Below are 21,351 nucleotides of genomic sequence, written 5' to 3'. Positions count from 1 at the left end.
GCTGCAGGCACCGGTCACCAGCAATAGCGGGTTTCCAATGGCGTGCCGGATGGCAGTTCGGCCGGCGTCGGTTCCTGCTGCGTCGGTCCGGGCCGAGCCCGTAATCGCCTGCGCCGGCGGCGGATTCTCGGCGGATCCGCGGTCTGCTCGGGTGCCGATGCCGACAGCAACTCGCTCATCCAGAGCGGGGAGAGCCTCAGCACGAGGGTTCGTTGCGTCCGGTCGAGCGTCAGCCAGGCGTCCATCGGTGGGGTGTTGGCGATGGGAAGTTGTGTCGGCTGTCCCAGGATCAGGGCGATCTGGATGCGCTCGGCAGTCGTCGTGAAGGTCCACAGCGTGGCCATTGAGAGCTTGTCGGCCTGGACGAGGCTCGCGGCCTGAGCGACCCTCATCGAGACGGCATGCCAGCATCCAGCCCGGACCACTTCGCGAGCACCGTCAGGTCATTCATCGGATCCGTACCTCTTCTCCCGCCTGACGTGACCATAAGCAGCAGTCATGAACGGAAGATAAACCGGACGGACGGCTGAGAGGGCTCAGACACGGCCGATCATGTAGGTGCCGAGCACCGCCAGGCGGTCGCCGAATCCCCGACCCGCCACCGGGAGGTCCGGTGCGCGCGACAGGTCGCGACGCGCCAGCACGAGCGGCAACACGGCGGCAAGCCGCTCACGCGGTAGGCGGAACCGTCCTGCCTCGTTGCGCAGGATGCCGCCCTCCCGCAGCAGCGCCGGATGCAGCGCCTCGACCATCTGCGCGCCAGGAACGCCAGGCACGGCGGCGGGTCCGGCCGCCTCCACCAGTTCCTCCGGCAGCCGGAGATGTCCGGATCCGATCATGGCCGGCAGGTGCCGGATCAGCGCGCCCACCGCATACGCCGCCCCGACCGCAGCCAGCCGCCCGCCGAGCACCGCCTCCACCCCCAGCACCTCGCCGATCGCCTGCTGCAGCCCGCCCGCGCCGCCGAGCAGGCTGCCCCGCCAGTCGGCGATCGTCTCGAACCCCTCCGCCTCCGCCTCACGTGCGTCGATCATCCGAAGCAGCGTCGCCGCCGGCACCGCGCCCGACGCAACGAGCCCGTGCAGCGGCTCCGCGACCTCGTGGTTGCGCCAGTCCGCGCGGCTGTCCTGCACCACCTCGCGCCACCATTGCAGCCGGATCAGGGTGGCGATCGGGCCGGCGCCGGAGCGGGCCGACGGCATCTCCACCGCTCGCACCAGCTCATGGTTGAAGGCGATCAGCACGCACAGCGCCGGGCGGTGCCGGGGTGGCGCGAACAACGCCGTCAGGAACCGGTCCGGGTCGGCGCGCCGGGCGATCTCGAGGCACGATCCACTCTGGTCGAGCGTGCCCGCGGTCATGCCGCCACCTGCAAACCGTCACGTCCCGCGGGTTGACGAGGCAGGTCGCCGCTCATAGCTCTCCAGCACGTCCCGGCGACCGGCGACCCGCATCCTGTGCGGCAACGCCTTCGCATCCCACCCCAGGAGAACCTCGCATGGCCTTCGAACTGCCGGCATTGCCCTACCAGCCCAATGCCCTCGCCGCCCGCGGCATGAGCCAGCAGACCCTCGAGCTGCATCACGGCAAGCACCACCAGGCTTACGTCACGGCGCTTAACGGCTTCGTCGAGAAGAACGAGGCGCTGCAGGGCAAGTCGCTCGACGAGATCATCAAGCTCAGCCACGGCAAGGCCGACATGGCGCCGGTGTTCAACAATGCCGGGCAGCACTGGAACCACATCCTGTTCTGGCAGGGCCTGTCGCCCGCCGGCGGCACCATCCCCACCAGCCTCGAGAGCAAGATCACCGCCGATTTCGGCAGCGTCGAGGCCTTCAAGGAGCAGTTCAAGACCGCTGCCACCACGCAGTTCGGGTCCGGCTGGGCCTGGCTGGTGGTCGGCACCGACGGCAAGCTGAAGGTGACCAAGACGCCGAACGGCTCGAACCCGCTCGCCGAGGATGCCGGCAAGGTGCTGCTCGGCCTGGATGTGTGGGAGCACTCGTACTACCTCGACTTCCAGAACAAGCGCCCCGACTACGTCACCAACTTCCTCGACAAGCTCGCCAACTACGAGTTCGCCGACGCCCAGCTGAAGTCGGCCTGATCGACCGGGACTGCTAGACCCGGGGCCGCGACCTGCGGCCCCGGCCTGGCTCAGAGCTTCGCCGGCCGCTTCTCGGGGACGGAATCGTTCGCTGCCGGCGGCACATCGCCCAGTACCGAGCTGATGGTGTCGCGCAGCACCATCACCCGGACGCCGGTGGCAATCTCCACCTCGATCTCCGACGACCCCTCGCGCACCTTCTGCACCACGCCGAGGATGCCGCCGGCGGTGACCACCCTATCGCCCCGCTTCAGCGCCGCCACGGTCGCCTTGAGCTGCTTCTGGCGCTGCTGCTGCGGCCGCATCAGCAGGAAATAAAATACCGCGAACACCAGGATGAACGGCAGGATCTGCACGACCCCTCCGAGGCTGCCGAGCGGCCCGGCACCTGCAGCGGCATCCTGGGCATAGGCGGGCGAGATCAGCAGGGTCATGGGAAGGGGATCCGGACGGATGGAAGCAGGTTGTGCGGGACAGGTTGCGGCCGCATGCCGCGGACCATAGGTTTCGCCGCCCGTTCGTCAAGGAAGCACGCGCCCAATGGATCCGTCGTCGCCGCAAACTTTGCTCCCCGTACTCGACCGGATCGCCCATGCGCTCGAGCGGCTAACCCCCTCGCCGCCTGTCGCCCAGGACCTCGACCAAGCCGACGCCTTCATCTGGGCGCCGCGTGACGGCCGGCTCGACCCGGTGGCGGAGGTCTCGCGGGTGGCGCTGCACCTGCTGCACGGCATCGATCGCCAGCGCCGCCTGGTCATGCAGAACACCGAGCGCTTCGCCGCCGGCCTGCCCGCCAACAATGCGATGCTGTGGGGTGCCCGCGGCACGGGCAAATCCTCCCTTGTGAAGGCCGTGCATGCCGCGGTGAATGCGGCCCTCGGCGCCTCCACCGCTCCGGCGCAGCGTCTGGTGCTGGTCGAGATCCAGCGCGACGACCTGGCCAGCCTGCCCGCCCTGCTCGACCTGTTGCGCGGCCGGCCGCGGCGGTTCCTGCTGTTCTGCGACGACCTGTCGTTCGAGCGCGAGGATGCCGACTACAAGGCGCTGAAGTCGGTGCTCGATGGCGGCATCCGCGGCCGGCCGGCGAACGTGCTGTTCTATGCCACCAGCAACCGCCGGCACCTGATGCCGCGCGACATGGTCGAGAACGAGCAGGCCACGGCGATCAACCCGTCGGAGGCGACCGAGGAGAAGATCTCGCTGTCGGATCGCTTCGGGCTGTGGATCGGCTTCCACAACGTCGACCAGCCGACCTACCTCGCCATGGTGGACGCCTACGCCGCCGATCGCGGGCTCCGGATCGATCCCCAGCGCCTGCATGCGGAGGCGAATGCCTGGTCGATCGGCCGCGGCGCCCGCTCCGGCCGCGTAGCCTGGCAATTCATCGAGGACCTGACCGGGGTCCTGCAGCAGGCCGACCAGACCGCCCGCAGCCCCGGCTGAGCGAGCGGCCGCGCTCAGCCGAGGCGGTCGAGCCCTGCCAACATCGCCATGACCGTCTCGCGCCAGGCGACCGGCTGGAAGCTGCGCTGCACGTCCTGCGCCCAGCCCGCCAGCCCGGCCGCGTCCTCGATCGTCGCGCGGATTACCCGGTAGGCGTCGTTCAGGTCGGTTGGGTCGAAATATCGCGCCAGCCCGCCTCCCGACTCCGGCAGCGACGTGGCGTTCGAGGCGACGCACGGCTTGCCCAGCGCCAGGCTCTCGCTCACCGGCAGCCCCCAGCCCTCGTAGAGCGACGGGAACACGGTGAACCGGCAGCCGGCATACACGGCTGCAAGCTCACGATCATCGAGCCCCTCGACCACGTGCAGCCGGCCATCCAGGCTGCGGCTGTTCTCGATCTGCTGCATCAGGTCGGACACCATCCAGCCGACCCTGCCGGCGAACACCAGGTCGGGCACCCGGTCCGGCGCCATCTCCTCGAGCAGGCGGCGCCAGACGCGGAACAGCAGGATGTGGTTCTTGCGCGCTTCGATGGTCGAGACGAACAGCACGTACGACCGGCTCCCCAGCGCGGTAGCCAGCGCCGCAGGCAGCACGGGCACCACAGGCAGCACGGGCACCACAGGCACGGCAGGAACCGCAGGGGCAGCCGGTGTCGTCCCGGCAGGCGTGCCCATGATCGAGCCGGCGCCGAACCCGGTGCCCAGCTGCAGTGCCTGCACCGGCGCACGCAGCACGATGGCGTCGCGCCTGCACCAGGCAGTCAGGTCGGCCGCCGTGGCCCGGGAGTTGGCGAACACCAGGTCCGCCAGCGGCAGCACCGAGGTGTACCAGTCCCGATAGACCCGGGTGGTGCCACGATCGACCCATTCCGGGCGGCGCACCGGGATCACGTCGTGCACCAGCACCGCCACGCGCATCCCGAGCCTCCCGCAGGCATGGCCCACGAGCTCCGCATAATCGAGATCGAACCAGGGCGAGCCGAGCACCGCCAGGACGTCGCCGCGGCGGGCGATGTCGGGCAGCCGGCGCGGCGGCCGGCCCTCGTGCGCGAGACCGGGTCCGGATGGTCCGTGCAGCGGCACCCCGGGACCGTCAAGGCCGGGAAGCAATCGCCTGAGCCTGACCAGACCACGACGTCCGGTCCGACCGCTCCGTCGCACGACCGCCCCGGCCGTGGCGGTGGCGGTCCCCGACAGGGAGGCGATCGCCCGCGCCTGCAACACCGTGAACAGGAGTGCCGGACGCCGGAGCCGCTCCGGCATCATTGCCACCGACCGTGCGAGCCATCGCCCGGATCGGCGCTGCAACCAGTCCGCCTCTGCGTCCTCGGTGGCCGCGTCGGATAGCCCCGCGCGCGCACCGGCCCCGGGCAGATGTGCCGATGCCGGCTCGAGCTTCCCCCGCGAGCGCGCCGGCAGCCCGCGTTCCGTCACGCGGCGGAACAGCATCTCGAGCTCGGACCAGTGTGCCTCGACGAAGCCGCGTTCGGCGGTGGCGTGGCGCACGAAGCCGATCCGCCTGGCGATCGCGGGGTCCGCCATCGCCGCCTGGTAGATCTCGAAGCAGACCCGCTGGATACCGGTCGGGCGGGCGTTGCGGACGGCGAAGTGGAACAGGTCCTCGACGTCGAACCACACGCGCGGCCGCTCCGACGCGACCTCCCGGGCGTGCCCTGGCGCCAGTTGTGCGGCCGGGTCCGGAAACGCGCTCACGGTGCTACCTCCCGATCGACGGCGACCGGGTGGTCCCGCATCGCAGCCTCATGGGCATCGAGACCATCCAGAAGGGCCCGCGCCGATCGCTCCCAGCTCACCGGCCGAAACCGCGACCTGACCTCCTGCTCCCAGCGCGCCAGCCCGTCGCGATCGCGCACCGTGTCCAGGATCACCCGGTAGGCGTCGTTGAAGTCGAACGGGTCGATCAGCCGTGCCAGGCCCGCACCGGCTTCCGGCAGCGCCGTCAGGTTGGAGATCACGCACGGCTTGCCGGCGGCCAGGCTCTCGGTCACCGGCAGCCCCCAGCCCTCGAACAATGACGGCAGCACGGTGAACAGGCACCCCTGGTAGAGCCGGATCAGCACCGCGTCGGACGGATCCTCGATGATCTGCAGCTTGCCGTCGACGTAGTTGGTGTTGGCGATCTGCAGCATCAGGTCCGCGACCAGCCACCCGATACGACCTGCGAATACCAGCGTCGGCACCTCGTGCGGCGGCAGCTCCTGCGCCATCCGCCGCCAGACCTGGAACATCAGAGCGTGGTTCTTGCGGGCCTCGATGGTCGAGACGAACAGCACGTAGCTGCCCGGCGCCGGCAACCTGCGCGCCGGGATGCGGGCGGCCTCGCCGCCGAGCGCCGCCGTGGAAGCGGGGAAGCCGGTGCCGACCGGGATCGTCCGGATCGGCCGCACCGGCGTCTTGCCACGCTGCTCCAGATAGCTGCCGACATCCTGGGCCGTGGCCTCGGAGATCGCGAAGATGGCGTCGGCATGCGGCATGACGCCGTCGAACCAGCGACCGAAGCTCTGCACCAGCTTCTGGTGGCACCATTCGGGGCGTCGCAGCGGGATCAGGTCATAGAACAGCAGGCCGGTCCTGACGCCGAGATCGGTTCGCGCCCGCTGCAGGAGTTGCCCGTAATCAACCCTGTGCCACGCCGCACCCAGCGACAGCAGCCAGTCGCCGGGACGCGCCACGTCGCGGAGGGGCCGGCCGACCGGCAGTTCCGCCGATGCGTGTCCGGACCCCGCGGTCGCCGTCGGCGCGTATCCCGAAGCCGCCGTTGCCACGTCATCGCGACCTGCCGGCCTGCCCGTCCGGCTTGCCCGCCGCAGCTCCATGAGTGCGCGCAGGGCGGCCGTCTGCTGGGCGCAGAAATGCCCGAACCTCACCCCTGCCGCCGCGGGCAACCGGCGCTGCAGCGCGACCGCGATGCCACGGCTGCGACGCCGAACCCTGACCATGCTGCCGGCCGGCTGCGCTTCGGGCACCGGATGCGACACCGTGAGCGCGTGGCACAGTCCCCGCACCTGCTCCCAGGCGACCACCGTGAACGCATCGGTCCGCGCGTCGATGCGCACGAAGCCGACCGGTCTGCCGCCCGCTGCCTGCTGCTCCAGGACCGTGTAGAGCTCATACGTGAGCCGCTGGATCCCGCTCAACCTGGCGTTGTGGCCGACATAGTGGAACAGGTCCTCGACGTCGATCCAGATCGCGGATGCCTGCTCCATTCCTGCCTCTTCACGTCGAGGGCGCAGGAAACATGCGCCGCATCGCGCGTCAAACCGCTGCAGGCAACGTCCGGGACCCTCACGGCCGGGTTCGGGGACCGGTTCGATCACGGCGCTTTCGGACCACGTGGGGCGATGGAGGCGTGCGCGCCCTCCACCGCCCCGGTTCGGCCTAGCCGATGACCTCGCAGCCTCGCAGATACGGCCGCAGGACTTCCGGAACGTCGATGCGGCCGTCGTCCCGCTGGTAGGTCTCCATGACCGCGATCAGCACCCGCCCCACCGCAACCCCGGACCCGTTCAGCGTGTGCACGAACTCGGGCGGTCCGCCGGCGTCGCGCCGCAGCCGGGCGTTCATCCGGCGGGCCTGGAAGTCGCGGGTGTTCGAGCAGGAGCTGATCTCGCGCCACGCCTGCTGTCCGGGGAGCCAGGCCTCGAGGTCGTAGGTCCGGGCGGCGCCGAAACCGGTATCGCCGGCACAGAGCAGCATCCGCCGGTACGGCAGCTCGAGACGGTCCAGCACGGTCTCGGCGGCTCGCGTCATGCGCTCGTGTTCGGCGGCACTCTCCTCGGGTGCGACCACCGACACCAGCTCGACCTTCATGAACTGGTGCTGGCGCAGCATGCCGCGGGTGTCGCGCCCGGCCGCCCCGGCCTCGCTGCGGAAGCACGCGGACAGGGCGGTGACCCGCCGCGGCAGGCTCTTCTCGGGCAGAATCTCGCCGGCCACCAGGCTGGTCAGCGGCACCTCGGCGGTCGGGATCAGCCAGCGGCCGTCGGTGGTGGCGAAGGACTGGTCGGCGAATTTCGGCAGCTTGTCGGTGCCGTACATCGCCGCCTCGTTCACCAGCAGCGGGACGGCATGCTCGACATAGCCGTGTTCCTCGACATGCAGGTCGAGCATGAACTGGCCGAGCGCCCGCTCCAGCCGCGCAAGGCCGCCGCGGAGCACCACGAAGCGGCTGCCGGACAGCTTCGAGGCGGCCGCGAAATCCATCAGCCCGAGCGCCTCGCCGAGCTCGTAATGCTGCTTCGGCTCGAACCCGTATTCCCGCCGGACGCCGCGCTCGTGCACCACCAGGTTGGCGGTCTCGTCGCGCCCGTCCGGAACATCGGGATCGAGCCGGTTGGGCAACTCGGCCAAGGCGGATAGCAGCCAGGCATCCTCGGTTTCGGCCTGCTGCTGCAGGGCCTCCATCTCGGTCTTCAAGGCCACGGAGCCGGCTTCGAGCTCCGCGGACCCCTCGCCGTTCCGACGCGCCTGCCCAATCTCCTTCGACAGCGCGTTCCGCCGCGCCTGCAGCTCCTGCAGCCGGGTCAGCGCGCGCCGCCGGACCTCGTCGTGCCGCATCAGCATGTCGGCCACCGGTGGCAGCCCGCGTCGCGCCAGGGCCGCGTCGAAGCCGGCGGGGTCGTCCCGCAGCGCCCGGATGTCGTGCATCAGATGTCCTCGTCGGCGACCGGCTTGGCTTCGACCAGCCGCGCCGTGAAGATCGAGATCTCGTAGAGCGCGATCAGCGGCACCGCGAGCCCGGTCTGGGTGATGATGTCCGGTGGCGTCAGGATCGCCGCGACCACGAAGGCGCCGACATAGGCGTAGCGACGCACCTTCTTCAGGCCGGCCGATGTCACCAGCCCCACCTTGGCACAAAGAGTAAGAACCACAGGCAATTCGAAGGCGATCCCGAACGCCATGATGAGCTTCATCACCAGGGCGAGGTATTCGCTCACCTTGGCCTGCAACTCGATCTGCAACTGATCAGGGCCGGTGTTCGTCTGGAAGCTGAGGAAGAACCGCCAGGCAAATGGAAATACGAAATAATATGCCAGCGCAGCACCGGCCAGGAACAGCACCGGCGTGGCGATCAGGAACGGCAGGAAGGCGCGCTTCTCGCTGCGGTAGAGCCCGGGTGCGACAAAGATCCAGGCTTGCGTCGCAACCACCGGAAAGGAAAGGAAAGACGCGCCGAAGAACGCTACCTTGATGTAGGTGAAGAACGCCTCATAGAGCGCCGTATATATGAGATGTGGCTGCTCGCCCTTCTGCCGCATGATGTGCGCCAGGGGTTGCGCCAGGAACAGGTAGATCCGCGACGAGAAGTGGTAGCAGAACAGGAAGGCCACGGCGAAGGCGATGGCCGACCACAGCAGCCGGCGGCGCAACTCGACCAGATGCTCGAGCAGCGGCATCGCCTGGTCCTTGATCGGATCTTCCTTCAGGGAACCGTCTCCGGACATGGGTCAGGCGCCCCGGACAGCGCGGGGGTGCACGGGACGCGGCGGCACGAAGCTCGGCGGCAGCGGCTGCGACCGCTCGATACGGAGCCGCCTGGCGATCTGCGGCGGCAGGATGCTGGGTGCCGGATCCGCCGCGATCAGCGTCTCGTCCTCCGCCGATGGTTCCGGGACCGCCCGCGCGGTGATCCAGGAGCGGCCCGAAGTCGGCGTCCCGAGTACCGGCCGGGCCTGGATGGTGTCGCCGTTCAGCGGCTCGGCAAGTGGCAGCATTACCGGCGCGTCGGTGGGGGTGGATTGCGTCGGGGGCGCGATGCGGGGTCCCGCCGGCACGTTATCGAACGGCTTCTGCTGCAGGGTGCGCTTGAGCGAGCCGTCCTCGTCGAGCGCCTTCATGATCTGGCCGCGCACGTTAAACGAGCGCAACTGGCGGAGCTGGTCGCGGGCCTCGCCGAAATCGGCCTCGCGGACCATCTCGTCCACGTGCGTCTGGAACTCGCCCGCGAGCTTGCGGCCCTTCTTCAGCAGGTTGGTGATGGTGCGGATCGCCACCGGCATGTCCTTGGGCCCGATGAAGAGCAGGGCCACGACGCCGATGAGCGCGATCTCGGACCAGGCGAAGTCGAACATCTGTTCCAGCGCTTAAAATCAGTCGTCGGTCACTAACACGGCCTTGCCCGGTCAGCTATCCGCCTGGTGATCCGGCGTGTGCTGATCCGGCGGGGACGGTTCATCCACCGGGATCACCGGCAGCTCGGCCAGCAGTTCCTCGCGACGCGGCAGGTCGCCCAGGGCGGCAAGGCCGAAACGCTCCAGGAACTCTTGCGAGGTGCCCCACAGGGTCGGCCGCCCGGGCACCTCCTTGCGACCCTTCGGCACGATCAGTGACGCCTCCAGCAGCAGGTCGAGCGTCTGCTGGCTGAGCGACACACCGCGGATCGTCTCGATCTCGGCCCGGGTGCAGGGCTGGTGGTAGGCGACGATCGACAGCGTCTCCATCGCCGAACGGGGCAGCCGGCGCGGCCGCTCGATCACCCGGGTCAGGCGCGGTGCCAGGTCGGCTGCGGTGCGGAACTGCCAGCCGCCCGCAACCTGCACCAGCGTCACGCCGCGACCTTCGCTGGCCGCCCGCACCTGCTCGATGATCGCGCCGACCTGGTGCCGCTCGTCCAGCACGCCCTGCGCCACCAGCAACTCGGCGATCGCCCGTTCCGTCACCGGCTCGGCGGACGCGAACACCAGCGCCTCCAGCAACCGGCAGGCAAGCCCATGGTCTTGCGTCGGCAGGCTCATGCCGGAACCACGTCGGCGGAGGCCATCGGCGCAGGCCGCCGCAGCAGGATCGGACCGAACTGCTCGTCCTGGCGAACCTCCAGCGTCCCGCTCCGGGCCAGCTCGAGCCCGGCGAGCAGCGTGCCGGCCAGCGCCGCCCGGACCTGGCGCTCCCCCGATGCAGGCCCGGCCACCGGCAGGAACCGCTCGAGCGCGCACCATCCGGTGAAGCCGTCGCCCAGCATCGCCTGCAGGCGCAGCAGCGCATCCTGCACGCTCCAGAACGTCGGCGGCCTGGGGCGATACACGCGGCGGCGGGCGGTGCGACGACAGGTGGCGAGGTAGGCGCTGAGCAGCTGGCCGAGATCGAGCGACAGGCCGCTGCGGTCGATCTCGCGCAGATCCTCGGGCGCGCCGCGGCGGAACACCTCACGCCCCAGCTGCGGCCGGGCCTGCAACCACTCCGCCGCACGCCCAACCCGCGCCAGTTCCAGAAGCCGCGCCTGCAGCAGCTCCGCCGCCTCCTCGCCCTCCTCGGCTGCGGTCTCGTCATCGGGAAGCAGCAGCCGGGATTTCAGCCAGGTGAGCCAGGCCGCCATCACCAGCCAGTCGGCGGCGATCTCCAGCCTGACCAGGCGCATCTGCTCGACCGCCGCCAGATACTGCTCGACCAGCTGCAGGATCGAAATCGCGGCGAGGTCGAGCTTCTGCGTCCGGGCCAGCTCGAGCAGCAGGTCGAGCGGGCCCTCGAACCCGTCCAGCTGCAGCATCGGGGCCGGATTGGAGCTCTCGCTCATGCCAGCAACGCGTCCCGCTCGATCGACATCGCAGCCGCATCGAGCTCCACCCGGCGGCGACGCGCCATCGCAGCCGCCGCCACGAGCCGGGTCCGGGCTGCCGCATCCGGGGCCGGCACCGCATGAAGCACCGACCGGGTTTCCGCCAGCACGCCCGAACAATGCAGCGCCAGGTCGCAGCCGGCGGCGAGGCTTGCCACCGCCAGCATGCCGGGATCGCCGGACACGGCGTGCATGGCCAGGTCGTCCGACACCAGCAGGTTGGCGAAACCGATCCGCCCTCGGACAACCTCGTCCAGCACGGTGCGCGAGAGCGTTGCCGGAGCGTGCGGGTCGAGACGCCGATACCGGATATGCGCGGTCATCATCCAGGGCAGCCAGGCGTTGGCGCGGAACGGCACCAGGTCCGCCTCGTCGACATCCTCGAGCTCCGGCAGTGCCAGGTGGCTGTCCAGTGTGGCGCGGCCATGTCCGGGTGCATGCTTGCCGACGGGCTGGATGCCGGCAGCCAGCAGCCCCTCTGCCACGGCCCGAGCCAGCACGGCCACGTTCGCAGGATCAGCGCCATAGGCGCGGTCGCCGATTACCGCGTCGGCGCCGGGCACCTGCAGGTCCAGCACCGGCGCACACACCACGTCGAAGCCGGCATCGTTGCAATCCGTGCCGATCAGCGCTCCGGTCAGGAACGCCGCCCGGAGGCCGGCTTCGGGGTGGCGACGGAACAGGTCGCCGATCCCGCCCGCCGCCGGATGCGCGCGCCAGCATGGCGGCCGAAGCCGCGCCACGCGGCCGCCCTCCTGGTCCACCATCAACAGCACGCCGGGAACCGTTGCCCGGAGCGATGCCACAAGATCAGAGAGTTGCGCACCGTCCCTGATGTTGCGCTTGAACAGGATCAGTCCGGTCGGCGGCGCTGCTGAGAACAGCGCACGTTCCTCATCGGTCAGGATCGGGCCGGAGATGCCGACGATCGCGGCCCGGGGCTGCGGCGTCATGTCAGAAATCGGCGAGCGTGCAGGCCACACGTGCCTGCCTGGCATGACCGCAGAACGCCGTCGCCTCGGCGAGGGTCGCAAAACCGCCGGTACGGAGGCGGAAGAACTCCCGCCCGCCACGGCTCGCGCGCACGATCGCCGGGTGGCGGCCCGCAAACAGGCCCGGAGCCTCACGGGTCAGACGGATCCACTCCGCCTGCGCCGCCGCCTCGGTATCGAGTGCCGCAAGCTGAACCTGCGGACCGTGTGGCGGGGGCACGGCAGCCGGCGCGGCGCCGTCCGTCGCAGGCGGTGTCGCCGCGGTGGCGTGAACCGGCTGGCTGGCCGCCGGCGCTGCCGTCACGGCTGCCGGTGCGGCGTCGGGCGCGGGCGTGGCTGGCAGTGCCGCAGCTGCTGATGGAGGTTGAGGTGCAGCCGGGACCACGACAGGCGCCGGGGCCGCTGGCGCAACGGGCGGCGGCACGGCTGCCGGCTTCGGCGGCGCGTCGGCCTGCCGTGCGGCATCGACCTCCTGCTGCAACGCCTCCGGCGCCGGCGCCTCGGGACCCGGTGCCAGGGCCTGAGCGGTGGAGCCGCTGCTGGCGGACATGGCCTGCCCGCCCATCAGCTGCATGCCGCCCGGATCGACCGGCTTCACCCGCACCGGCCCGGATGGCGGCTCGACCACCGGAATGCCGCCGCCCTGGTGATGCCCGAGCAGCGACCAGCCGCCGACCACCACCACCAGCAGCGTGCCGATGCCGCCCGCGAACATCGCCAGCAGCTTGGTGCCGGGATCGATCCCCGGGGGCCGGCGGCGGTCGGTGAGGTCGGCTTCAGGTTCGTTCATCGCATCTCCTCGACCGGCTCGACGCCGAGCACCGCCAGGCCGGAGCGGATCACGCCGGCGGTGGCTTCCACCAGCGCGAGCTTGGCGCGGGTCTCCTCGGGCCGTCCCGCCTGCAGGAAACGGAGAGTGGCATCGTCGCGCCCGCGGTTCCACAACATATGAAAATCGCCGGCGAGATCGTTGAGATAGAACGCAACCCGGTGCGGCTCGCGCGCTTCGGCGGCGCTTTCCACGAGTCGCGGCCAGTGGCTCAGCCGGCGGATCAGCGCGAGCTCCGCGTCACTGTCGAGCGTGTCCAAGGCCACCCCGGCCAGCGACTCGGCATCCACCGGACCGAGCTCCGGCTGCTCGGCGGCGGCCCGCAGCACCGACCGGCATCGCGCGTGCGCGTACTGCACATAGAACACCGGGTTGTCGCGCGTCTGCGCCACCGCGAGATCGAGGTCGAACTCCATCTGCGCGTCCGGCTTGCGGGTCAGCATGGTGAAGCGCACCGCGTCGCGGCCGACCTCGTCGAGCAGGTCGCGCAGGGTCACGAAGGTGCCGGCGCGCTTGGACATGCGCACCGGCTGGCCGTCCTTGATCACGTGCACGATCTGGCAGATCACCGCCTCGAAGCCGATCGGCCGGTCCGGTGCATACGACGGCGCGATCGCTCTCACCGCCGCCTTCATGCGGGCGACGTAGCCGCCATGGTCGGCCCCCAGCACGTCGACCAACACGTCGGCGCCGCGGGCGATCTTGTCGCCGTGATAGCCGATATCGTTGGCGAAATAGGTGTTGCTGCCGTCAGACTTGCGCAGCGGCCGGTCGACATCGTCGCCGAACTGCGTGGCCCGGAACAATGTCTGCGGCCGCGCTTCCCAGTCGGCCATCTGCTTGCCCTTGGGCGGCTCCAGCACGCCCTCGTAGAGCAGCCCGGCTTGGTCCAGCCGCGCGATCGCCGCGTCTGCCGCGCCGGCTGCCAGGATCGCCCGCTCGGACGTGAAGACGTCGTGCACCACGCCGAGCTGGGCCAGGTCCTCGCGGATCATCCGCAGCATCCAGTCGAGCGAGAAGTCGCGCACGGTATCGAGCCACGCGTCCGGTGCGGCGGCCCGCAGGTCGGCATCGGCCAGCGCCGGGCCATGCGCCTGCGCGAGTGCCGCCCCCACCGGCACCAGGTAGTCGCCGCGATATTGCAGCGCCCCGCCCGGCACCAGCGCCTCGAACTCGGCCTCGGTCATCGGCGTGCCGATCGTCTCGAGGTAGCGCCAGTACACCACCCAGGCGAGGGCCGCGACCTGCGCCCCGGCATCGTTGACGTAGTACTCCTTGACCACGCCGTAACCCGCCTTCGACAGCAGGTTGGCAAGCGCGTCACCGACCACGGCACCGCGGCAGTGCCCGACATGCATCGGTCCCGTGGGATTTGCCGACACGTATTCGACGTTCACCACGGTGCCCTGCCCGACCGTGCTGTCGCCATACGCGCGCCCCTCGCGCAGGATCGCCGGCAGCACCGCCTGCAGCGTCGCCGGCGCCAAAGTGATGTTGACGAAGCCGGGGCCGGCCGGCTCGGCGCGCGACACACCCTCGCCCGCCGCCAGCAGCACCGCCAGCTCGGCCGCGATCTCGGCGGGTTTGCGGCGTGCAGGCTTGGCCGCCAGCAGCGCCGCATTGGTCGCCATGTCGCCATGCGCCGCCTCGCGGGTGGGCGTCACCTCGACCCGTGCCACGATCTCCGGCGGCAGGTCCGGCACGATCCGGGCCAGCGCCTCGATCACCCGGGTCCGGTACAGCGCGAACAGATTGTCGGACATGATGATCCCGTCATGGTCGAGGAGCGGCCGGTTTCAGCCCGGTATGGAGGCGTCCGTCAACCGCCGCCGCTCCTGGACGGCAAAGCGGTCGGTCATGCCGGCGGTAGAGGCCGCCTCCGGCTCGGGATGCAGCCGTGCGCGGGCGCCCCTGATGCGGATTGCCGACGCGGCGAGCTCACTCATGCGCCTCCGCGATCGGCAGCCATGGCGGCACCTTGCGCCCCGGGTGGTGCCCCGACAATCGCCGCGCGTCCTGTCCCTGGACCGCCTTGCATGGGCACGGTCTTCAAGAACGCCCGCGGACGCGCTATCTAAGCCGACATGGACATCGCCATGACCACCACAGACACCGGGCCTGCCTCTCCGCCGATCGGCGCGCCGACGTTCTCGGTCTCCGAGCGGGCGGCGGCGCGGATCGCCGAGATTGTCGCCAGCCAGCCAGGCAGTCCCGGGCCGGATTCCCAGGCGTTGCGGGTCGCGGTCCTGGCCGGTGGCTGCAGCGGCTTCCAGTACAGCTTCAAGCTGGACCCCGAGCGCGCGTCCGACGACCACCTGATCCAGGCGGGCCAGGCCCGGGTGCTGGTCGACCCGGTCAGCCTCGACCTGCTCGGCGGCGCGCAGCTCGATTACAGCGACGCGCTGATGGGGGCGCATTTCACCGTGCGCAACCCGAACGCCACCTCGTCCTGCGGCTGCGGCACCAGCTTCTCGATCGACTGAGCTCCGGCCCGACGCTCCCCGTGAAGATCGCCACCTGGAACGTGAATTCGGTCCGTAGCCGGCAGGGCCATGTCGCCCGCTGGCTGGAAACGCACGCGCCGGACCTGCTGCTGCTGCAGGAGATCAAGTGCGAGACTAAGGCGTTCCCGGCGGAGGCGTTCACCGGGCTTGGCTACGAAAGCATCGCCGTCGGCCAGAAGGCCTATAACGGGGTGGCCGTGCTGTCGCGCATCCCGGTCACGGTGAGCCACCGGGAGCTTCCGGGGCTCGCGCTGCCCGCGACCGGCGAGCACCAGGCGCGCTACGTTGAGGTGCGTGCGGCCGACGTCAGCATCGGCAACCTGTATCTGCCGAACGGCAATTCCGGTGGTGCGGACGGGTATGCCGCCAAGCTCGCATGGATGGACGCGCTGATCGCACACGCCCGCACCCTGCTCGCCAGCGAGACCGACTTCCTGTTGGCCGGCGACTACAACGTGTGTCCCACCGACGAGGACATGGCGCCGGGCGTGCTCGGAGCGGACGATGCGCTGGTGCGGCCGGAGACCCGCGAGCGGTTCCGGGCGCTGCAGTGGCTCGGGCTGACCGATGCGCTGCGGGCGGTGCGGCCGAGCGGTGCCGCCTACACCTTCTGGGACTACCAGGCCGGATGCTGGCCGCGCGACCGTGGCCTCAGGATCGACCACGCGATGCTCTCGCCGCGCATCGCCGAGCGGCTGCTGGATGCGGTGCCGGACCGTGCCGCCCGCGACGAGCCGCAGCCGTCCGACCACGTTCCGCTGGTGGTCACGCTCCGCTAGACCCTGCGCCGTGATTCAGGACAGCAGCAGCACGTCGGAGCGGGCGTCGCGCGGCTTCACCTGGTGCGGTGGCTCGACATGGATGCTGATCACCGCCTCGCCCACGATGTCGCGGATCGACTGCTCGATGCGGTCGCACACCACATGGGCGGCATCCACGGTCAGACCGCCCGCCACCACCAGGTGGAAATCGACGAAGGTCATGCGCCCGGCGACCCGCATCCGCACGTCGTGCGCCTCGATCGCGCCATGGCCGCCGCGGATGATCGCCCGGCGCACCGCGTCCGCCTCGCCGAGGTCGGTCACCTCGTCCATCAGCCCGCCGACCGACGAGCGCAGCAGCCCGTAGCCGCTGCGCAGGATGTTCAGCGCCACCAGCAGCGCTACCAGCGGATCGAGCCGCTCCCATCCGGTGAGCGGCACCAGGCAGAAGCCGATCAGCACCGCGACGGTGGTCCAGACGTCGGTCATCACGTGCCGCCCGGCCGAGGTCAGCGCCGGCGATTTCGAGCGCCGCCCCTCGCGAAGCAGCACCAGCGCCCACACCAGGTTGACCCCGCCGGCCGCCCCGTTGACGGCGATGCCGAGCAGCGGCGTGTGCAGCGCCGGCGGGTGCTCCCAGCCGTCCCAGGCGGCGTCGGCGATGGCGAATGCGGTCGCCAGCACAAGCGCGCCCTCGACGATGGCGTTCAGGTATTCCGCCTTGTAGTGACCGTACGGGTGATTGCTGTCGGCCGGCTGGGCGCTGTACCAGAGCGCCACCAGGGCGGTCGCCGCGGTCGCCACGTTGATGATGGTCTCGATCGCGTCGGAATAGAGCGCCACGCTGCCGGTGAGCGCATAGGCGGCCGACTTCATCGCCAGCACGCCGACGCTGACCACGAGGCTCACCCAGGCGACGACGAGCGTCCGGTTCATTCCTCCAGCATCCCTCGAACCAACCTTGCTGCGCCCGACCTTGCTGCGCTCGACCTTGCCCCAGCCGCCGGCATGGCCGGACCCGGGGCGACGAACACCGCATGGATCACGCCCGGTGCCCGGATCGCAAGTCCGCTGTCGATCCCCCCGGCGCGCTGGCCCCGATGGATCGACCCGGCGGGTCCGCCGCATGACGCCGGCCCTGGCTGCTGCAGTATCGTTCGGGGGCAGCTTGACAGGGTGACCGGTGCGAACCTCACCATCCCGTGCGAGCGCGGCTTGCGGAGGAGCCTGATCGATGGCGGGAGCTGCCACACGGACATCCATCGATGCATTGATCGACCAGATCGGCGCTGGCGTTCCCGACGCCACACAATACCAGCGCCTGACCACGCTGCACCTGGAAATCCTGGAAGCGCGCCAGCTCGCGGCGTCCGACCCGTTCTCGGCCGCGTATCGGGACGCGGCCTTCGCGCTGTATCTGTCGATCCGCGGCCGCACCGAGCAGGGCTACGAGGCCGTGCGGGACGAGCCGCCGGCGACGCCGCTGCCGGAGCAGCTCTGGAGCGGGCTGGTGCCGTGGTCGTTCCGTGACACCGGCGTGGTGTCCGAGCACCTGCTCGCCTGGAGCCGGATCTTCCGTCACATGACGCTCGAGCCGGGCGGCGCGGTGCTCGAATACGGCCCGGGCAGCGGCCAGATCCTGCTGATGCTGGCGCGGCTCGGATACCGCTCGTGCGGCGTCGACATCGATCCGGTGGCGCTGCAGGCGATCACCTTGCAGGCGGCACATCTCGGGCTTCCGGTGGAGACCGAACAGGGCGCCTTCGGTGACGGCTTTGCGGGCGAACGGTTCGACGTCATCCTGTTCTACGAGGCGTTCCACCACGCCCTGGATTTCGAGGAGCTGCTGATCCGGCTGCATGCGCGGCTCAAGCCGGGCGGCCGGGTGGTGCTGTGCGGCGAGCCGATCGTCGGGGTGCCGACCGCTGCCATCCCGTACCCCTGGGGACCGCGGCTCGACGCGCTTTCGGTGTTCTGCATTCGCCGCTTCGGCTGGATGGAGCTCGGTTTCACGCATGACTATTTCGCCGCCGTGACACGGGCCACGGGGTGGCGGATGCGGCACGATATCGCCGCCTGCGGCCGTGCCTCGACCTATGTGCTCGAGCCAGATGGCGCGCCGCGCGATCATGCGGCGGCGTTGTCCGCGGGGTCCGAGACCTGGCGCCGGAATGCCGCGACGCGTCGCACGCGGCAGATGCTGCGCAGCACCCGCAAGACGGTTCGTGCCTGGCGCCTGGCCCGGCAGTGATGACGCGGACGGGGTGGCGCGAGCGCGTGTTCGGCAAGCGGACCCTTCGCGCGATCGGGGCGCCGCCCGGCGCGGCCGCAGAAGTCGCCCCTGACGGGGGAGTGTCGATGTCCGTCGACCCGCACTGCCGCCAGGCCGCGCCGTCTGGAGATACCGAACCGGGTGCGTGCCTGAATTGCGGCACGACCCTGGTGGGTGCGTGGTGTCATGCATGCGGCCAGGAGGGCGGCCCGGTGCATCGCTCCCTGCTGCATCTGGCGGCCGAGCTGCTCGAGACGCTGACCCATGCCGACAGCCGGTTCTGGCGCAGCATGCGTCGCCTGGTGTTCGATCCGGCGCGTCTGACCAACGACTACCTGGCCGGTCGCCGCGCCCGCGAGATCCCGCCGCTGCGGCTGTTCCTGGTGATGCTGTTCCTGCTGTTCAGCATCGGCTCGCTGACCAATGCGACCCCGCACATCGGCGCGATCCCCGCGGACGCGCACCAGAAGGCGATGGTCGAGATCCAGTCGATCACCCTCGGCGGGCATCCCTGGGCTACGCAGTGGCTGCGCGCGCATGTCGCAGGCGCGATCGACCATCCGAACGACGTGCTGGCGGTGATGCGCGACTGGGCCGAGCGCTTCACCTTCCTGATGCTGCCGATCGCGGGCGGACTGTTGTGGCTGCTGTACCTGCCGCAGCGGCGTTTCTCGGCCTACGACCACACGATCTTCGCGATCCATTCGTTGAGCTTTGCGATCCTGGTGCTGATCGCCATCGCCCTGGCCGACATGCTGGTCGGCTTCGACGTCGAAGTGCTGCTGTTGCTGCTGCCGGTGGTGCACCTGTTCCGCCACATGCGCGGGGTGTACGGGTCCGGAGTTGCCGGCACGCTGTTCCGGATGGCGCTGCTTGGGATGGGCTCGATGATTGCGTTCACGGGCTTGGTGATCGCCTTGACGGCGGTGGCCTTGCAGCTGGGGCTGGCGAAGGGCGGGTAACGTCGGGGGGACGGCATCGGATGTGCGACGATGCAAGCGGCATGCGTGACGGATCCGGCCCGCGGTATTGGCCCATGGCGTCGATCGGCTTCATGCAGTGATCGACAGCGCCCGGGTGCCCGCCGTCGCCGCGTTTGCCGCGGACTGCAGACCGGCCAATTCACTCGAGGCCTGGTCGACGCCCTTCTGGTCCACCGCGACACAAGCCGGGCTATGCGCGCGGTGATCGGCATCAACGCGGCCCTGCGCCTGGTTCAACGCCTGCCTGGCGACTGCAACCGCCTGGGCGTCGGACGGCTTCGACGCGGCCGCATCCAGCCGGGAATGGACCGACGCGTGAGATCGGGTGAGACCGGCGATACCCGCCATGGCAGCTCCTGCAGTGCCCGGTCATCGTGCACTGCAATCATTGACGGATGGTAAAGGCGAGGCGCCCGCGCTGATTACGACACCGCGCGACCTGCAGGCTGGTCCGAGAATTTCGAGTGGACCGTGCTGTCCGCGATGCTTTCCCGACCCGCGAGCGCCCCGCGAAAGGCCGCCGCCGGATGCGAGGATTCCGGGTGTCCGTCGGGCGATCCGGTGAGCTTCTGCCTGAACGTTCCGGCCTGGTAAGAGGTCTGCACGCGCCCGCGTCGCTGCAGCTCCGGGACCACGTGATCTATGAAGTCGGTGACCGTGCCGGGCGTCACGGCATAGGCCAGGTTGAACCCGTCGATGCCACCCTCGTCGACCCAGCGCTCGAGCGCGTCCGCGACCTTCTGCGGACCACCGACCAGAACCGGGCCGAGGCCGCCGATGCTGCGCTCCCGGACGACGTCGCGCACCGTCCATGTCCGGCCGTGATCGCCGCTGACGAGCGACTCCAGCGTGGTGCGCAGGCTGTCGTTCTCGAGCGCCTGCAGCGGCTCCTCGGGGTCGAGCTGCGCGAAATCGATGCCGGTCCAGCCGCCATAGAGGGCGAGCATGCCCTCGGCGCTCGCGTAGGACAGATACTCCTGGTACTTCCGCTCGGCTTCCGCGTCGGTCTCGCCGGTGATCACGGTCAGCAGCGTGAAGATCTTCACCGAGGATCGCGACCTGCCCTGCTGCTCCGCCTGCGAGCGGATGTCGTCGGTCATGGCGCGCGCCTGCTCGACGCTGGTCGCGAGGATGAACATCCCTTCCGCATGGCGTGCGGCGAAGCGGCGGCCGCGACCGGACGCGCCGGCCTGGAAGATGACCGGCGTGCGCTGCGGCGACGGCTCGCACAGATGGAATCCGGGCACCTTGAAGTAGCGCCCCTCGTGCCGGATCGGGTGCACCTTGCTGGCGTCGGTGAACACGCCGGCGGCCTTGTCGCGCCGGACCGCACCGTCCTCCCAGGACGCCTCCCAGAGCTTGTAGACGACGTCCATGTACTCGTCGGCCATGTCGTAGCGCTCGTCATGCGCCATCTGCCGGTCCTGGCCGATATTGAGGGCGGCACTGTTCAGGTACGACGACACGACGTTCCAGGCGATCCGGCCGCGCGTCAGGTGGTCGAGCGTCGAGAGCCTCCTGGCCAGGATGTAGGGCTGCTCGAAGGTGACGGCGGCGGTGATGCCGAAGCACACGTTGGTGGTGACCGCTGCCATCGCAGAGATCGCGCCGAACGGGTCGTTGACCGTAACCTGCGCCGCATCGATGAGGGCGGCCTCCGCGGAGCCCCGATAGACGTCATAGACGCCCACGACGTCGGCGATGAACAGGCAGTCGAAGAACCCGCGTTCGAGTTCGCGGGCCATGTCGGTCCAGTACTCGATCGTGTTGTAGTCCCACGCCCGGCTGTCGGGATGACGCCACGTGCCGGCCGACTGGTGCGACACGCAGGTCATGTCGAATGCGTTCAGGATGATGCGCTTGCTCATGTCACGTCACCCACGGT

At 69.9% G+C, this 21,351-nt stretch carries 23 protein-coding genes; 6 read left to right on the top strand and 17 right to left on the bottom strand.

Translation table 11 applies throughout. The annotated features are described in order from the left end of the window. Positions 1-14: 14 nt before the first annotated feature. Together ACOEQ2_RS00435 and ACOEQ2_RS00430 are read right to left on the bottom strand one after the other, a co-directional pair. Positions 15-392: a hypothetical protein gene (locus tag ACOEQ2_RS00435; protein WP_419729443.1), complete on the bottom strand. Its 378-nt coding sequence runs from the start codon at positions 390-392 to the stop codon at positions 15-17. A 144-nt stretch (positions 393-536) separates the two neighbouring features. After that, positions 537-1,361: a squalene/phytoene synthase family protein gene (locus tag ACOEQ2_RS00430; RefSeq protein WP_419729442.1), complete on the bottom strand. Its 825-nt coding sequence runs from the start codon at positions 1,359-1,361 to the stop codon at positions 537-539. A 137-nt stretch (positions 1,362-1,498) separates the two neighbouring features. Here ACOEQ2_RS00430 and ACOEQ2_RS00425 point away from each other — a divergent pair, with 137 nt between their 5' ends. Then, complete coding sequence (locus tag ACOEQ2_RS00425) at positions 1,499-2,107, top strand: superoxide dismutase (RefSeq protein ID WP_419729441.1); 609 nt, start codon at positions 1,499-1,501, stop codon at positions 2,105-2,107. 50 nt (positions 2,108-2,157) lie between these two features. Here the strand turns inward: ACOEQ2_RS00425 and yajC are convergent, their stop codons facing one another. Then, a complete protein-coding gene (gene yajC / locus ACOEQ2_RS00420; RefSeq protein WP_419729440.1) occupies positions 2,158-2,541 on the bottom strand; it encodes a preprotein translocase subunit YajC in 384 nt (127 codons plus the stop codon). Positions 2,542-2,647: 106 nt separating this feature from the next. Between yajC and ACOEQ2_RS00415 the strand changes: the two genes are divergently transcribed. Next, positions 2,648-3,550: an ATP-binding protein gene (locus ACOEQ2_RS00415; RefSeq protein ID WP_419729439.1), complete on the top strand. Its 903-nt coding sequence runs from the start codon at positions 2,648-2,650 to the stop codon at positions 3,548-3,550. A gap of 14 nt (positions 3,551-3,564) precedes the next feature. Here ACOEQ2_RS00415 and ACOEQ2_RS00410 read toward each other — a convergent pair whose 3' ends face one another. The 11 genes from ACOEQ2_RS00410 to ACOEQ2_RS00360 form a co-directional block, all read right to left on the bottom strand. Further along, positions 3,565-5,265, bottom strand: coding sequence for a glycosyltransferase family 4 protein (locus ACOEQ2_RS00410; protein WP_419729438.1), 1,701 nt, complete (start codon positions 5,263-5,265; stop codon positions 3,565-3,567). Next, complete coding sequence (locus ACOEQ2_RS00405; RefSeq protein ID WP_419729437.1) at positions 5,262-6,779, bottom strand: glycosyltransferase family 4 protein; 1,518 nt, start codon at positions 6,777-6,779, stop codon at positions 5,262-5,264. Before ACOEQ2_RS00405 ends, ACOEQ2_RS00410 begins: the two co-directional genes overlap by 4 nt. A 172-nt stretch (positions 6,780-6,951) precedes the next feature. Continuing rightward, positions 6,952-8,220, bottom strand: a complete 1,269-nt coding sequence (gene serS, locus ACOEQ2_RS00400) for a serine--tRNA ligase (protein WP_419729436.1) — start codon at positions 8,218-8,220, stop codon at positions 6,952-6,954. Continuing rightward, entirely contained in the window at positions 8,220-9,017 is a 798-nt protein-coding gene (gene tatC, locus ACOEQ2_RS00395; protein ID WP_419729435.1) for a twin-arginine translocase subunit TatC, read from the bottom strand. Before tatC ends, serS begins: the two co-directional genes overlap by 1 nt. Before the next feature lie 3 nt (positions 9,018-9,020). Continuing rightward, positions 9,021-9,644, bottom strand: coding sequence for a Sec-independent protein translocase protein TatB (gene tatB / locus ACOEQ2_RS00390; RefSeq protein ID WP_419729434.1), 624 nt, complete (start codon positions 9,642-9,644; stop codon positions 9,021-9,023). A 51-nt stretch (positions 9,645-9,695) separates the two neighbouring features. Further along, positions 9,696-10,307, bottom strand: coding sequence for an SMC-Scp complex subunit ScpB (scpB, locus tag ACOEQ2_RS00385; RefSeq protein WP_419729433.1), 612 nt, complete (start codon positions 10,305-10,307; stop codon positions 9,696-9,698). Continuing rightward, positions 10,304-11,083: a segregation and condensation protein A gene (locus ACOEQ2_RS00380; RefSeq protein WP_419729432.1), complete on the bottom strand. Its 780-nt coding sequence runs from the start codon at positions 11,081-11,083 to the stop codon at positions 10,304-10,306. Before ACOEQ2_RS00380 ends, scpB begins: the two co-directional genes overlap by 4 nt. Next, positions 11,080-12,078: a beta-N-acetylhexosaminidase gene (gene nagZ, locus ACOEQ2_RS00375; protein ID WP_419729431.1), complete on the bottom strand. Its 999-nt coding sequence runs from the start codon at positions 12,076-12,078 to the stop codon at positions 11,080-11,082. The genes ACOEQ2_RS00380 and nagZ overlap by 4 nt, the downstream gene beginning before the upstream one ends. 1 nt (position 12,079) lies before the next feature. Beyond that, entirely contained in the window at positions 12,080-12,907 is an 828-nt protein-coding gene (locus tag ACOEQ2_RS00370; RefSeq protein WP_419729430.1) for an SPOR domain-containing protein, read from the bottom strand. Further along, complete coding sequence (gene argS, locus ACOEQ2_RS00365) at positions 12,904-14,709, bottom strand: arginine--tRNA ligase (RefSeq protein ID WP_419729429.1); 1,806 nt, start codon at positions 14,707-14,709, stop codon at positions 12,904-12,906. The genes ACOEQ2_RS00370 and argS overlap by 4 nt, the downstream gene beginning before the upstream one ends. A 33-nt stretch (positions 14,710-14,742) precedes the next feature. Then, a complete protein-coding gene (locus tag ACOEQ2_RS00360; protein ID WP_419729428.1) occupies positions 14,743-14,892 on the bottom strand; it encodes a hypothetical protein in 150 nt (49 codons plus the stop codon). A 150-nt stretch (positions 14,893-15,042) separates the two neighbouring features. On the opposite strand from ACOEQ2_RS00360, the gene ACOEQ2_RS00355 reads away from it, so the two are divergent. Further along, positions 15,043-15,429 (top strand): HesB/IscA family protein, encoded by a 387-nt coding sequence (locus ACOEQ2_RS00355; protein WP_419729427.1) that lies wholly within the window; start codon positions 15,043-15,045, stop codon positions 15,427-15,429. Between the two features lie 20 nt (positions 15,430-15,449). Continuing rightward, entirely contained in the window at positions 15,450-16,229 is a 780-nt protein-coding gene (locus ACOEQ2_RS00350) for an exodeoxyribonuclease III (protein ID WP_419729426.1), read from the top strand. A gap of 15 nt (positions 16,230-16,244) precedes the next feature. Here the strand turns inward: ACOEQ2_RS00350 and ACOEQ2_RS00345 are convergent, their stop codons facing one another. Then, positions 16,245-17,147 (bottom strand): cation diffusion facilitator family transporter, encoded by a 903-nt coding sequence (locus tag ACOEQ2_RS00345; RefSeq protein WP_419729425.1) that lies wholly within the window; start codon positions 17,145-17,147, stop codon positions 16,245-16,247. 298 nt (positions 17,148-17,445) lie between these two features. Here ACOEQ2_RS00345 and ACOEQ2_RS00340 point away from each other — a divergent pair, with 298 nt between their 5' ends. Both ACOEQ2_RS00340 and ACOEQ2_RS00335 read left to right on the top strand, forming a co-directional pair. After that, complete coding sequence (locus ACOEQ2_RS00340; RefSeq protein WP_419729424.1) at positions 17,446-18,462, top strand: class I SAM-dependent methyltransferase; 1,017 nt, start codon at positions 17,446-17,448, stop codon at positions 18,460-18,462. Positions 18,463-18,569: 107 nt separating this feature from the next. Continuing rightward, the gene (locus ACOEQ2_RS00335) at positions 18,570-19,445 is read left to right on the top strand and encodes a DUF3667 domain-containing protein (RefSeq protein ID WP_419729423.1); all 876 of its coding nucleotides are present in this window, start codon (positions 18,570-18,572) and stop codon (positions 19,443-19,445) included. Between the two features lie 90 nt (positions 19,446-19,535). On the opposite strand, the gene ACOEQ2_RS00330 is transcribed toward ACOEQ2_RS00335, so the two are convergent. Both ACOEQ2_RS00330 and ACOEQ2_RS00325 read right to left on the bottom strand, forming a co-directional pair. After that, complete coding sequence (locus ACOEQ2_RS00330; protein ID WP_419729422.1) at positions 19,536-19,814, bottom strand: hypothetical protein; 279 nt, start codon at positions 19,812-19,814, stop codon at positions 19,536-19,538. A 74-nt stretch (positions 19,815-19,888) separates the two neighbouring features. Beyond that, positions 19,889-21,334 carry an LLM class flavin-dependent oxidoreductase gene (locus tag ACOEQ2_RS00325; protein WP_419729421.1) on the bottom strand — a complete coding sequence of 482 codons (1,446 nt, stop codon included), beginning with the start codon at positions 21,332-21,334 and terminating at the stop codon, positions 19,889-19,891. Positions 21,335-21,351 lie beyond the last annotated feature (17 nt).

The organism is Lichenicola sp., assembly GCF_965198575.1.
In the GTDB taxonomy this organism is placed as follows: Bacteria; Pseudomonadota; Alphaproteobacteria; order Acetobacterales; family Acetobacteraceae; genus Lichenicola.
Note: the sequence above shows the minus strand (reverse complement) of the source record. Positions and strands in the feature narration are given on the sequence as shown.

Excerpts from the sequence above, each read along its gene's own strand:
- ACOEQ2_RS00425 (WP_419729441.1), top strand. The coding sequence starts at position 1,499 with ATGGCCTTCGAACTGCCGGCATTGCCCTACCAGCCCAATGCCCTCGCC.
- ACOEQ2_RS00415 (WP_419729439.1), top strand. The coding sequence starts at position 2,648 with ATGGATCCGTCGTCGCCGCAAACTTTGCTCCCCGTACTCGACCGGATC.
- argS (WP_419729429.1), bottom strand. The coding sequence starts at position 14,709 with ATGTCCGACAATCTGTTCGCGCTGTACCGGACCCGGGTGATCGAGGCG.
- ACOEQ2_RS00330 (WP_419729422.1), bottom strand. The coding sequence starts at position 19,814 with ATGGCGGGTATCGCCGGTCTCACCCGATCTCACGCGTCGGTCCATTCC.
- ACOEQ2_RS00360 (WP_419729428.1), bottom strand. The coding sequence starts at position 14,892 with ATGAGTGAGCTCGCCGCGTCGGCAATCCGCATCAGGGGCGCCCGCGCA.
- tatC (WP_419729435.1), bottom strand. The coding sequence starts at position 9,017 with ATGTCCGGAGACGGTTCCCTGAAGGAAGATCCGATCAAGGACCAGGCG.
- ACOEQ2_RS00380 (WP_419729432.1), bottom strand. The coding sequence starts at position 11,083 with ATGAGCGAGAGCTCCAATCCGGCCCCGATGCTGCAGCTGGACGGGTTC.
- yajC (WP_419729440.1), bottom strand. The coding sequence starts at position 2,541 with ATGACCCTGCTGATCTCGCCCGCCTATGCCCAGGATGCCGCTGCAGGT.
- ACOEQ2_RS00345 (WP_419729425.1), bottom strand. The coding sequence starts at position 17,147 with ATGAACCGGACGCTCGTCGTCGCCTGGGTGAGCCTCGTGGTCAGCGTC.
- ACOEQ2_RS00430 (WP_419729442.1), bottom strand. The coding sequence starts at position 1,361 with ATGACCGCGGGCACGCTCGACCAGAGTGGATCGTGCCTCGAGATCGCC.
- nagZ (WP_419729431.1), bottom strand. The coding sequence starts at position 12,078 with ATGACGCCGCAGCCCCGGGCCGCGATCGTCGGCATCTCCGGCCCGATC.
- ACOEQ2_RS00435 (WP_419729443.1), bottom strand. The coding sequence starts at position 392 with ATGAGGGTCGCTCAGGCCGCGAGCCTCGTCCAGGCCGACAAGCTCTCA.
- ACOEQ2_RS00335 (WP_419729423.1), top strand. The coding sequence starts at position 18,570 with ATGTCCGTCGACCCGCACTGCCGCCAGGCCGCGCCGTCTGGAGATACC.
- ACOEQ2_RS00325 (WP_419729421.1), bottom strand. The coding sequence starts at position 21,334 with ATGAGCAAGCGCATCATCCTGAACGCATTCGACATGACCTGCGTGTCG.
- scpB (WP_419729433.1), bottom strand. The coding sequence starts at position 10,307 with ATGAGCCTGCCGACGCAAGACCATGGGCTTGCCTGCCGGTTGCTGGAG.
- ACOEQ2_RS00355 (WP_419729427.1), top strand. The coding sequence starts at position 15,043 with ATGACCACCACAGACACCGGGCCTGCCTCTCCGCCGATCGGCGCGCCG.
- ACOEQ2_RS00370 (WP_419729430.1), bottom strand. The coding sequence starts at position 12,907 with ATGAACGAACCTGAAGCCGACCTCACCGACCGCCGCCGGCCCCCGGGG.
- serS (WP_419729436.1), bottom strand. The coding sequence starts at position 8,220 with ATGCACGACATCCGGGCGCTGCGGGACGACCCCGCCGGCTTCGACGCG.
- ACOEQ2_RS00405 (WP_419729437.1), bottom strand. The coding sequence starts at position 6,779 with ATGGAGCAGGCATCCGCGATCTGGATCGACGTCGAGGACCTGTTCCAC.
- tatB (WP_419729434.1), bottom strand. The coding sequence starts at position 9,644 with ATGTTCGACTTCGCCTGGTCCGAGATCGCGCTCATCGGCGTCGTGGCC.
- ACOEQ2_RS00340 (WP_419729424.1), top strand. The coding sequence starts at position 17,446 with ATGGCGGGAGCTGCCACACGGACATCCATCGATGCATTGATCGACCAG.